This is a genomic window from Burkholderia sp. BCC1208, from assembly GCF_902833095.1.
Classification (GTDB): domain Bacteria; phylum Pseudomonadota; class Gammaproteobacteria; order Burkholderiales; family Burkholderiaceae; genus Burkholderia.
This window is the reverse complement of the sequence record NZ_CADFDY010000004.1, coordinates 309578-320672: the sequence shown is the minus strand read 5'-3', so window position 1 is coordinate 320672 and position 11095 is coordinate 309578. Positions and strand designations below refer to the sequence as shown.

The following is an 11095-nucleotide window of genomic DNA, read 5'->3' as shown; positions in this document are numbered from 1 at the left end:
GGATTTCTTTCCGGACAAAAGTGCTTTACAACCCGAAGGCCTTCTTCACACACGCGGCATTGCTGGATCAGGCTTTCGCCCATTGTCCAAAATTCCCCACTGCTGCCTCCCGTAGGAGTCTGGGCCGTGTCTCAGTCCCAGTGTGGCTGGTCGTCCTCTCAGACCAGCTACTGATCGTCGCCTTGGTAGGCCTTTACCCCACCAACTAGCTAATCAGCCATCGGCCAACCCTATAGCGCGAGGCCCGAAGGTCCCCCGCTTTCATCCGTAGATCGTATGCGGTATTAATCCGGCTTTCGCCGGGCTATCCCCCACTACAGGACATGTTCCGATGTATTACTCACCCGTTCGCCACTCGCCACCAGGTGCAAGCACCCGTGCTGCCGTTCGACTTGCATGTGTAAGGCATGCCGCCAGCGTTCAATCTGAGCCAGGATCAAACTCTTCAGTTCAAACCTGTTACTGTTTTCGGTTCCGTAGAACCGGTCGCTCACTCAAAGCTGACAGGAATATGAATCACTTCATAAACCTGACTTACTTTAGTGTGAGACTCTTGATACTTTCGCTTTCTGATCCGAGGATCAGCTCGCTTCCATCAAGCGCCCACACTTATCGGCTGTTAATTTTTAAAGAGCATTTCTGCGAGGAACCTGAAGTTTCCCGGCAGCGCTGCGTTTTCAGCAGCAGAGAAGAGAGATTATGAACCGTGTTTCGCAGCTCGTCAACAACTTTTTAACTGCTTCGTTGCGACTGCGGGGTCCATCTTCCTGCACCGCCAAGGCTCGTTACCACCGAACCTCACCAGCACCACTTCCCTTCCTCCCGCGCCGCGTTTCCGTTAGCGCGAAAGAGGCGTGATTCTATGCATCCACCGGCAATCGCGCAAGGGGTTTCGCAAAAAATATAAGGCGCCGCACGCTATCGCGTGCGGCGCCTTATATAGAAGCAGCCGAACAGTCAGGAGGCCGCGCGCACCTGGCGCGCGACGATCTCCATATAGTGATCGAGATCCGGCGTGATCTTGCCTTCCTCCTTCGCCGTGTCGTCCCAGCGGCGCAGGCGCAGCGCGTCCTCCGCGAACGGGCGCTGCAGGAACGCAGCCGTCTCCTCCTCACTGAAGATACCGCCCTGCAACGCCAGACTGCGCACCGAATCCGGCGACAGGCTCTCGAAGTAGCCGGCGTCCGTGCGACACAGGCAGCGCTTCGCGTCGACGTGCAGCCGGATCGGCTCCAGCACCGCGTCGTCGAACAACGGCCGCAGGAACGGCAGCACGTAATACTGATGCAGATCGTCGATCCCGCGCGCGCTCGGCGTCTCGCCCTGGCGATTCAGCAAATGGCCGAGGTCGTGCAGGAACGCCGCGGCGACCAGCGCTTCGTCCGCCCCGGACGCCTCCGCCAGCATTCCACTCTGCAACGCATGCTCCAGCTGCGTGACCGGTTCGCCGGCATAGGCCACATGGCCATGCTCGCGATACAACCCGTGGATCTCTTCCACCGTCAGCGCCATTCGTTTACTCCCAAGGCAACGAAAACGTCTTCAGGTTCGTGAAACTCTTCATCGCCTCCTGGACGCCTTCCTTGTAACCGAGCCCCGAATCCTTGATCCCGCCGAACGGCGACAGTTCGATCCGGTATCCCGGTACTTCCCACACGTTCACCGTGCCGACGTTCAGTTCGTTGACGAACCGCACGACGGCCGCCGTGCTGTCCGTACAGACACCCGACGACAGCCCGAACGCCGTCCCGTTGCTGATCCGGATCGCGTCGTCGATCGTGTCGAACGCGATGACGGGCGAGACGGGGCCGAAGGTCTCCTCGCGCACGATCGTCATCGACGGATCGACGTTGTCGAGCACGGTCGGCGCGTACAGGGCGCCGCGCCGCACATTGCCGGTCAGCAGGCGCGCGCCCTGCGCGACCGCCTCGTTCACGCGTGTCTCGAACAGCCGCGCCGCCGCTGCGTCGATCACCGTGCCCATTTCGTTCGCGGAATCGAACGGATCGCCGTATTTCCATGCGCGCGTCTTCTCGACGAGCAGTTCGGTGAACGCCGGCGCGATCGAGCGCTGCACCAGCATGCGCTTGACGGCCGTGCAGCGCTGGCCCGAATTCCGGTACGAGCCGAGCACCGCGAGCGACGCCGCGCGCTCGAGATCGGCATCGGCGAGGACGATCAGCGGATCGTTGCCGCCCAGTTCCAGCACGATGCGCCGGTAACCGGCCCGCGCGGCAATCGCCTTGCCGATCGCGACACCGCCCGTGAACGTGATCAGCGACGCATGCGGATGCGTGACGAGTTCGTCCGCGATCTCGGCCGGGTCGCCGGTCAGCACCTGCAGCATCGGCTCGGGCAATCCTGCTTCGTACAGCAAGTCCGCCAGATAGAACGCCGACAGCGGCACCTTCTCCGACGGCTTCACGATCACGCGGTTGTTGGTCGCGATCGCCGGCGCGATCTTGTGCGCCACCTGGTTCATCGGATGATTGAACGGCGTGATCGCGACGATCACGCCGTCGAGCGGCTGCCGCTGCGAGAACACGCGCCGTGCCTTGCCGTGGGGTGTCAGGTCGCACGAGAAACTCTGCGCGTCGTCGCGCAGCGCCTCGACCGCCGCGAACTTCAGCACGTCGGCGACACGGCCGATCTCGTAGCGCGAATCCTGTTTCGATAGCCCCGATTCGAGCGTGATCAGGTCGGACGCTTGCTCGGTGCGTTCACGCAGCAACGCGGCCGCACGTTCGAGAATCTGCGAACGCTCGTAGCGCGTGAGCGTCGGCCGGTAGGCCATCGCATAATCGAACGCCGCGCGCACGTCGTCGACGCTGGCGAGCGGGGCGGTGCCGACGCGTGTGCCCGTGTACGGATCCGCGACGTCGAGCGTGCGCTCGCGCATCGCACGCGTGCCGCGCCAGCGCATTGCTTCTGCGCGAAACGCCGGATGATCTTGCCGCGGATGAGCCATCATGTCGCGATCCGGTTCAACACGAAATCGAACACGTCGAAGTTGCGCGGACGACGGGCGGGATCGTCCCGCTCGATACGGCGATTGAACAGCAGCGGCACTTCCTGCTCGGACACGCCGCCATGCGAACGCAGCGGCACCGTGAGGCCCGACAGGTCGTGTTCGCGCTCGCGCGTGCCGAGCGTCATGTCGCGGCGGCCGATCACGACGAGATCGCCGATCCGGTCGGCCGGCAGTTCGAAGCGCGCGGCAGCTTCCGCGTTGTCGAGCACGAGCTCGACGCCGTCGAGGCCACCGATGCGCCACATCGCCTCGGCCCGGTCGACACCCGGCGCCAGGTAGATCGTCGCAAACGAACCGAGCGCACCGTGGTGCACGACGTACGGATCGGTAATCGGCAGGATCACGCGCGCAGCCTGCGCGCCGTACCAGCCGTCGAAGGCATCCTGCAGATAAATCACGTTCGGCCGGCCCGTCGCCGGATCGTGCTTCGCGTTCATCCCGTGGTCGGCCGTGAGGCCGATCGCCCAGCCGAGCGCGTCGAGCTGCGCGAGGTAGCCGTCCATCATCGCGTAAAACGCATTCGCGCCGGGACTGCCCGGCTCGCACTTGTGCTGCACGTAGTCGGTGGTCGACAGGTACATCAGGTCGACCTGCCGCGTCTGCGCGAGCCGTACGCCGGCCGCGAACACGAATTCGGACAACGCCGCGCTGTACACATCCGGCGACGGCAGGCCGACCCAGTCGAGCACGTCGACGATGCCGTTTTCCGCGAGATTGGCCTGTGCGGCCTTCTCGGCCGAAAAGCAGATACCGTTCAGCCGCCAGCCGAGCAGCCTGCGCAGCTTGTCCTTCGCGGTCACGACGGCCACCCGCGCGCCGGCGTCGGACGCCGCCGCGAGCAGCGTGCCGGCACGCAGATAGGCCGGGTCGTTCATCATGACTTCGGCACCGCGCCCGCCGTCGGCGGCGGGATCCCAGAAATAATTGCCGCAGATACCGTGGACCGACGGCGGCACGCCGCAGACGATCGACAGGTTGTTCGGGTTGGTGAAGGTCGGCACGACGCAATCGGCCCGCCAGGCCGTGCCTTCCGCGATCATCCGGCCGATGAACGGCGCGACGCCCGCTTCCACCGCGCGTTCGAGATAGTCGTACTCGCAGCCGTCGACACAGATGACGACGGTCGGCTCGACCGGCAGCCGGTAGTGCCGGCCATTGACGTCGATCGAACGTCCGGCGAGACCGGTCGACGCGCCGGCGGGCGACGCATCACCGGGATGGCGCAACGCGAACGCGGCGTTCATGATGCCGCCCGCTTGCCGCGCGGCACGCGCGCGGCGATCAGCAGCAGCGCCGCGAGCGACGCGCCGAGCATCAGCAGCGACAGCGCCGACGCCGGCAGGTAATAGCCGCGCTCCACCTGACCGATCACGACGATCGGCACGGTGGCGAAGCCGGGCGGATAAACCGTGAGCGTCGCGCCGAGCTCGCCGAGCGACAGCGCAAAGCCGAGCGCGAGGCTCGCGCGCAGCGCCGGCACGAGTTGCGGCAGCAGCACGCGGCGCAGCACCATCGCGGGCGGCGCACCGAGGCTCGCGGCGGCTTCGCGCAGCACGGTCAGCTCCGGACGCAGCGCGGCGGCCGCGCAGCGATAGCAGAACGGCAGGATCAGCGCGAGTTGCACCAGCACGACGATCGCCGCCGAGCTCGACAGGTCGAGCGGCTTCTGGTGATACGCGATCAGCACCGCGAGCCCGAGCACGACGCTCGGTACGCCGTTCGGCACCATCACGAGCGCGTCGACGACCGCGCCGAGGCCGCGCCGGTCGCGCCCTTCGAGCGCGAGCGCCAGCCACAGCCCAAGGATCGTGCCGAGCGCCGATACGCCGAAGCCGATTTCGAGGCTCGTCAGCAGCGCGTCGTATTCCTGCGAGCCGAGCCGCTCGAACCAGCGCAGGCTGTAGCCGGCCGGCAGGATCGTGCCCGACCACTGCGTCGCCACGCTCGACAGCGCGACGACGATCACCGGCAGCACGAACAGCCAGAAGCACGCGAATGCGGCCAGCGCGAGCGCGGCGCGCGACGCATGCTTGAGCAGCGCGTCGGTCCAGCCGATCTGGTGGCGCGGCACGGCCTGCCCGATACGGAATTCAGCGGACATCGTTCCCTCCCGTCGCACGCCGGTTCACCCGGCGATAAACCGCATACAGCGCCAGCGACAGCGACAACATCACGACCGCGCCGGCCGACGCGGTCGGCAGGTCGAGATCGACGGTCGCGCTGCTGTAGATCGCGACCGGCAGCGTCACGAGCCGCGCACTGCCGAGCACGAGCAGAATCCCGAACTCGTTCAGCGTCAGCAGGAAACACAGCACGGTGCCGGCGGCGATGCCCGGCCACGCGATCGGCAGCACGACGCGGCGCGCGAGCATCCAGCCGGGCGCGCCGAGGCTGCGCGCGGCTTCGATCAGCCGCAGGTCGAGCGTCGCGAACGACGCGAGCGTCGGCCGCACGACGAACGGCGTGTAGAACACGGTCTGAGCAAGGATCACGCCGCCGATGCCGAACAGGAAATCGAGCGGCGGATTCTCGAGATGGAACAGGTGCTGCAGCGCGATGCTGATCGAGCCTTGCGAGCCGTACAGGAAGATCAGCGTGAACGCGACGAGGAACGACGGAAACGCGACGTACAGCTCCAGGAAGCGCGTGACGAGCGACGCGCCCGGGAACGGCCTGAAGAACAGCAGCGCCGCCAGCAGCACGCCGAGCACCGACGCGGTGCCGGCGCTCGCGAACAGGACGCCGAGCGTCGTCAGCAGCACGTTGCGCGTGTCGGGATTGCCGAAGAAGGTCCGGTACGCGGCGAAACTCAACCCGTGATCGCCCGAGACGCTCAGCAGCACGAGCCGCACCAGCGGATAGACGACGAGCGGGCCGAGCACGACGATCGCGAGCACGGCCAGGTGCAGGTCGCCCATGCGCCTGCGGCGCCGCGCGGCGGCGGCATGCGCGGCGGCCGACGCGAGCACGTGCGGCGGCAGGCCGGCTTCAGGGCTCGATAAGGACGACATCGTCTGCCTCGCAATGCAGGGACACGCGCGCGCCGCGCTCGGGAGCCGCGCCGCGGCCGCGTTGCATCGTGACGCGCACGGGTTCGTCGGGCGCCGCGTCGATCACGACCGCGATCGACAAGTCCGCACCCTGCCATTCGACCGACGACACGGTGCCGTGCAGGCCGCCCGCCGCGGGCGGCATCACGGTCAGCCGCTCGGGGCGCACGCAGGCGACCTTGCCGCGCACCTCGTGGCGCGGATCGCCGAGCGGGAAGATCACGTGCGGCGGCAGCAGGTTCGCCGGGCCGAGATAACGCGCGACGTAACCGTCGCACGGCGCGTCGTACAACTGCTGGGGCGTACCGAGCTGCGCGATGTGGCCGTCGCGCATCAGCAGCGCGCGGTCGGACAGCACGAGCGCGTCGTCGCGGTCGTGCGTCACGCAGACGACGGTCAGGTTCGGCAGGCGCTCGTGCAGCGCCTTCAGTTCGCTGCGCACCGACGCGCGCAGGTTGGCGTCGAGCGCCGACAGCGGCTCGTCGAGCAGCAGCACGTCGGGCTCGATCACGAGCGCGCGGGCCAGCGCGACGCGCTGCTGCATCCCGCCCGACAGTTGCGCGGGCAGATGGTGGCCGGCATCGCCGAGCTGCACGAGCTTGAGCGCATCGGCGACGCGGCGCGTCACTTCCGACGACGCCATGCCGCGTGCGCGCAGCCCGAATGCGACGTTCTCGAACACCGACAGGTGCGGGAACAGCGCGTAATTCTGGAACAGCAGACCGAGGTTGCGCTTGTGCGGCGGCGCATAGGTCAGGTCACGCCCGGCAACGGTCAGCGTGCCGGTCAGGCCGTCGGCCTTCACGAACCCGGCGATAAAGCGCAGCAACGTGGTCTTGCCGCAGCCGCTCTTGCCGAGCACGGTCAGAAATTCACCGGCGCCGATCGACAGCGACAGATCGTCGAGCACCGTGCGTGCGCCGTAGCGCACGCTCAGGTGTTCGATCTGCACGCCGCCCGGCGCGCCGGACCGCAGCGTCGCGTGCGGTTCGGCGGCGCCGAATGCGCCGGGATGGGTCAGGGTGGTTTCCACCGGGTTCATCCTCTTGCTCGCTGATACAGGCGGCGTGCGCCGCTCACTTCGGCTTGACGACGTCGAGCTGCTTGCCCGAGCTGCCGATCACGTCCTTCTTCCAGCGCTCGATCCACACCGGCTTCTTCGCCATCACCTGGGTCCAGTCGACCGGAATCAGCTTCACGCCCGCGATCGCCTTCTTGACCGCTTCGCCGTTCTTGCCGGACAGCGGCACGTCGGTGCGGCCCGGAATGCCGTACATATCCGGCACCTTCGACTGCACTTCCGTCGACATCAGGTAGTCGATCAGCTTCCTGCCGGCGTCCTGGTTCGGGCCGCTCTTGATCAGGCCGATGCCGTACGGGAGCTGGAACGTGGTCGGCTGGTCGCCGTCCTTCGCGGACAGGAAGATCGGCTTGACGGACAGCGCGCCGTGTTCGGCGTCGTCGAGGTCCATCTGCAGGTCGCCGTTCGCGACGCTGATCTCGTTACGCGAGAGCAGCACGTTCAGGTAGCCCGTGCCCTTCGTGTGGAACTTCACGCTCTGCGACAGCTTCGCGAGGTAGTCGAACGCCTTGTCCTCGCCCATCAGCGACGTCGTCAGGATCAGCACGGCCATCCCGTCGCCGGCCGTGGCCGGGTTCGAATACGCGACCTTGCCGGCGTAGGCCGGCGCGAGCAGGTCGGCAAACGTCTTCGGCTGGTTCTTCACGACGTCCGGGTTGATCGCGAACGAGAAGTAGTTGTTCACGAACGTCGCCCACGTGCCGTCCTCGGCCTTCGCGATGGCCGGCACGTTCTTGTAGTTCACGCTCTGGTACGGCTGCAGCAGGCCCATCTGGCCGGCTTGCTGGATGAACGGCGGCAGCGTGACGATCACGTCGGCCTTCGGGGAATTCTTCTCGATGTTCGCGCGGTTCACCACCTCGCCGCTGCCCGCCGTCACGATGTTGACCTTCACGCCTTCCTTCTTCTCGAAGGCCGGCAGCACATCGCGATAGAGGTTCTCGAGGCCGTCCGCCGTGTACAGCACGACCGCGTTTGCCGCATGCGCCGGCATCGCGGCGCCTTGCAGCAGACCGGCGGCGCAGGCGGCCAGCGCGAGCTTGCGGAACGCGCCGGCGGCGGCGCGCGAGGGTTTCTGCAGTGTCATCTCACTTCTCCGTAGGCGGAACACCAAACGGCCGGGGCACGATCCGGCTCTCCTGTTATCTCTGGGCAGACCGCCTGGCGGCCCGCCTCGCTACCGCGCTCAGGCTGGGTGTCGCGCGGCAACCGAAGGATCACAGCGTTCGATGACAAAGCCGTGACGAATGCCACAATTTCCAAAAAATGACACATTTTGCCACTATCATGCAAGTCATTCAGAAATGCCGATCGGCGTTTCGTTCGCCCTTTGCCGGAGAAAAAAACCATGCCCGACCCGATCCTGCTCACGCCCGGCCCGCTCACCACGTCCGCCACAACACGCCACGCAATGCAACATGACTGGGGGTCGTGGGATGCCGCTTTCAATCAACTGACGGCCAGCGTCTGTGCCGATCTCGTCGCCATCGCGGGCGGCGGCGACGCGTACGTGTGCGTGCCGATGCAGGGCAGCGGCACGTTCTCGGTCGAAGCCGCGCTCGGCACGCTGGTGCCGCGCGACGGCGTCGTGCTGGTCCCCGACAACGGCGCGTATTGCGCGCGCATCCTGAAGATTCTCGGCCGGCTCGGCATCGACGCGATCGCGTTGCCGTTCGGCGAAGACGCGGCCGTCGACGCGGCGGCCGTCGAAGCCGCATTCGCACGCGAGCCGCGCATCACGCACGTCGCGCTCGTGCACCTGGAAACGAGCGCCGGGATCCTGAATCCGCTCGATGCGATCGCGGCCGCGTGCCGGCGGCACGGCAAGCGGCTGATCGTCGACGCGATGAGTTCGTTCGGTGCGCTGCCGATCGCGCTGGCGGACAGCGGCATCGACGCGCTGATCTCGGCCAGCGGCAAATGCCTCGAAGGCGTGCCGGGAATGGGGTTCGCGATCGTGCGGCGCGACGCGCTCGACGCGAGCGAAGGCAACTCGCCGTCGCTCGCGCTCGATCTCCACGATCAGTACGCGTATCTGCGCAAGACGGGGCAATGGCGCTTCACGCCGCCGACGCACGTGATTGCCGCGCTGCGCGCCGCGCTCGACCAGTACCTCGCCGAAGGCGGCCAGCCGATGCGCGGCGCACGCTATGCGGACAACTGCCGGACGCTGATCGAATCGATGCGCGCGCTCGGCTTCGTGCCGTTCCTCGACGCCGGCGTGCAGGCGCCGGTGATCGTCACGTTCCACGCGCCCGACCATCCGGCCTACGATTTCCGCCGCTTCTACGACGCAGTGCGCGACGCGGGCTTCATCCTGTATCCGGGCAAGCTCACGCGTCTCGAAACGTTCCGCGTCGGCTGCATCGGCGCGATCGACGCGACCGATATCCGGCGTGCGGTCGCCGCCATCGCGGGGGCGGCCGAATCGCTCGGCATCGCGATGCAGCACGCATGAAGTTGCGTACGTGCCGGCCGCCCGCCGGCACGCCCAAATAAAAAAGCCCGACGGCCGATCGGCCGCCGGGCGAATGCACCGAGTGTGCGGGGAGCCGGTATTTACAACTCGATCCGCTTGATGTCGCCGACGACGAAGATGTACGACAGCGCGCCGATCAGCGCGATCACGCCGATGAATACGAGCGCACCGACGAACGAGCCGGTCGACGCGACGATGAAGCCGACGACGAGCGGCGTGATGATGCCGGCGAGGTTCGCCGCGAAGTTGAAGATGCCGCCCGTCACGCCGAGCAGGCCGTCCGGCGCGATGTCCGACACGAGCGTCCAGCCGAGTGCGGCCATCCCCTGCGCGAAGAACGCGACCGACATGATCGCGATCACGGCTTCGTTGCTCTGCACGTAGTTCGCGAGAATGATCGTCGACGCGAGCAGCAGGCCCGCGATGATCGGCAGCTTGCGCGCGAGGTTCGCGGACTTGCCGCGGCGCAGCAGCCAGTCGGAGAAGATTCCGCCGAACATCACGCCGATCGACGCGGCGATGAACGGCATCACCGCGAAGAAGCCGATCTTCAGCCAGCCCATGTGGCGCTCGGTTGCCAGATAGGTCGGGAACCAGGTCAGGAAGAACACGAGCGTCGAGTTGCCGGCGAACTGGCCGAGGCAGATGCCCGCGAGCTGGCGCTTCTTCAGCAGTTTGCCGGCCATCGCCCAGCTGAACTTCGGCTGCGCGGCCTTGCCGCTCTTGTCGTCGGTCTTGCGCACGCCGTGCACGAGGCCGCCGCCCGCCTCGATGTAGGCCAGTTCCGCCGCGTTCGCACCCGGATGGTTGCGCGGCTCGTGGTAGAGCTTCCACCAGACGAGGCCGAACACGATGCCGACCGCGCCCACGACCCAGAACAGCGAGCGCCAGCCGAAAGCGCCCATCAGCGCGAACAGCACGGGGCTGAAGAACGCGAGGCCGATGTATTCGCCGACGGTATAGGTGCCCGTCGCCATCGCGCGTTCGTTCTGCGGGAACCACGTCGCGACGACGCGGCTGTTGGTCGGGAAGCACGGCGCCTCGGTGATGCCGAGGCCGAGGCGGCACGCGAGCAGCGTCGCGACGCCCGGCACGAAGCCTTGCAGGAGCGTGCACAGCGACCACAGCGTCATCGACCAGTAGTAGGTGATCTTGCTGCCGAAGCGGTCGAGGAACAGGCCGCCTGGAACCTGCATCGCCACGTACGTCCACGAGAACGCGGAGAACATGATGCCCATCACGGCCGCGTTGATGCCGAGCTCCTTGGTGAGCTGCGGCGCAGCCACGCCCAGCACGGTGCGGTCGAGATAGTTGATCATCGTGCCGATCGCGAGCAGCGCGAGGATCTTGTAGCGCGCCGACGTGCGCCGGACCGTGCCGGCCGCCTGCGCCGGCGCGGCGCTCGTCTGGGTAGTGTGCTGCATGGTCGTCTCCTTGGTCTCTTTCTGTATCTG

The 11095-nt window shown here is 66.6% G+C and carries 9 protein-coding genes and 1 rRNA gene (1 of these 10 only partly in view); 1 reads left to right on the top strand and 9 read right to left on the bottom strand.

Annotation, left to right across the window (positions count from 1 at the left end):
* From HWX09_RS11720 to phnS, 8 genes are all read right to left on the bottom strand, one after another.
* A 16S ribosomal RNA gene (locus HWX09_RS11720) occupies positions 1-452 on the bottom strand; it reaches 1090 nt to the left of the window's first position.
* A 505-nt stretch (positions 453-957) separates the two neighbouring features.
* On the bottom strand, positions 958-1512 hold the full coding sequence (locus tag HWX09_RS11715; RefSeq protein WP_027781492.1) for a phosphonate degradation HD-domain oxygenase: 555 nt from the start codon (positions 1510-1512) through the stop codon (positions 958-960).
* Positions 1513-1516: 4 nt separating this feature from the next.
* Complete coding sequence (phnY, locus tag HWX09_RS11710) at positions 1517-2971, bottom strand: phosphonoacetaldehyde dehydrogenase (protein WP_027781493.1); 1455 nt, start codon at positions 2969-2971, stop codon at positions 1517-1519.
* Positions 2968-4275 (bottom strand): phosphonoacetate hydrolase, encoded by a 1308-nt coding sequence (gene phnA / locus HWX09_RS11705; protein ID WP_027781494.1) that lies wholly within the window; start codon positions 4273-4275, stop codon positions 2968-2970. Before phnA ends, phnY begins: the two co-directional genes overlap by 4 nt.
* Entirely contained in the window at positions 4272-5132 is an 861-nt protein-coding gene (gene phnV / locus HWX09_RS11700) for a 2-aminoethylphosphonate ABC transport system, membrane component PhnV (RefSeq protein WP_027781495.1), read from the bottom strand. Before phnV ends, phnA begins: the two co-directional genes overlap by 4 nt.
* The gene (gene phnU / locus HWX09_RS11695; protein WP_027781496.1) at positions 5122-6042 is read right to left on the bottom strand and encodes a 2-aminoethylphosphonate ABC transporter permease subunit; all 921 of its coding nucleotides are present in this window, start codon (positions 6040-6042) and stop codon (positions 5122-5124) included. The genes phnV and phnU overlap by 11 nt, the downstream gene beginning before the upstream one ends.
* Entirely contained in the window at positions 6020-7123 is a 1104-nt protein-coding gene (gene phnT / locus HWX09_RS11690; RefSeq protein WP_027781497.1) for a 2-aminoethylphosphonate ABC transport system ATP-binding subunit PhnT, read from the bottom strand. The genes phnU and phnT overlap by 23 nt, the downstream gene beginning before the upstream one ends.
* A gap of 34 nt (positions 7124-7157) precedes the next feature.
* Positions 7158-8249: a 2-aminoethylphosphonate ABC transporter substrate-binding protein gene (gene phnS, locus HWX09_RS11685; protein ID WP_027781498.1), complete on the bottom strand. Its 1092-nt coding sequence runs from the start codon at positions 8247-8249 to the stop codon at positions 7158-7160.
* Positions 8250-8510: 261 nt separating this feature from the next.
* Here phnS and HWX09_RS11680 point away from each other — a divergent pair, with 261 nt between their 5' ends.
* The gene (locus HWX09_RS11680) at positions 8511-9620 is read left to right on the top strand and encodes a 2-aminoethylphosphonate--pyruvate transaminase (protein ID WP_027781499.1); all 1110 of its coding nucleotides are present in this window, start codon (positions 8511-8513) and stop codon (positions 9618-9620) included.
* Between the two features lie 101 nt (positions 9621-9721).
* Here the strand turns inward: HWX09_RS11680 and HWX09_RS11675 are convergent, their stop codons facing one another.
* Positions 9722-11065: an MFS transporter gene (locus tag HWX09_RS11675; protein WP_027781500.1), complete on the bottom strand. Its 1344-nt coding sequence runs from the start codon at positions 11063-11065 to the stop codon at positions 9722-9724.
* Positions 11066-11095: the final 30 nt, after the last annotated feature.

What these genes read in the sequence shown, in the direction of transcription:
- HWX09_RS11715 (WP_027781492.1), bottom strand. Translation starts at nt 1,512, where the DNA reads ATGGCGCTGACGGTGGAAGAGATCCACGGGTTGTATCGCGAGCATGGC.
- phnY (WP_027781493.1), bottom strand. Translation starts at nt 2,971, where the DNA reads ATGATGGCTCATCCGCGGCAAGATCATCCGGCGTTTCGCGCAGAAGCA.
- phnA (WP_027781494.1), bottom strand. Translation starts at nt 4,275, where the DNA reads ATGAACGCCGCGTTCGCGTTGCGCCATCCCGGTGATGCGTCGCCCGCC.
- phnV (WP_027781495.1), bottom strand. Translation starts at nt 5,132, where the DNA reads ATGTCCGCTGAATTCCGTATCGGGCAGGCCGTGCCGCGCCACCAGATC.
- phnU (WP_027781496.1), bottom strand. Translation starts at nt 6,042, where the DNA reads ATGTCGTCCTTATCGAGCCCTGAAGCCGGCCTGCCGCCGCACGTGCTC.
- phnT (WP_027781497.1), bottom strand. Translation starts at nt 7,123, where the DNA reads ATGAACCCGGTGGAAACCACCCTGACCCATCCCGGCGCATTCGGCGCC.
- phnS (WP_027781498.1), bottom strand. Translation starts at nt 8,249, where the DNA reads ATGACACTGCAGAAACCCTCGCGCGCCGCCGCCGGCGCGTTCCGCAAG.
- HWX09_RS11680 (WP_027781499.1), top strand. Translation starts at nt 8,511, where the DNA reads ATGCCCGACCCGATCCTGCTCACGCCCGGCCCGCTCACCACGTCCGCC.
- HWX09_RS11675 (WP_027781500.1), bottom strand. Translation starts at nt 11,065, where the DNA reads ATGCAGCACACTACCCAGACGAGCGCCGCGCCGGCGCAGGCGGCCGGC.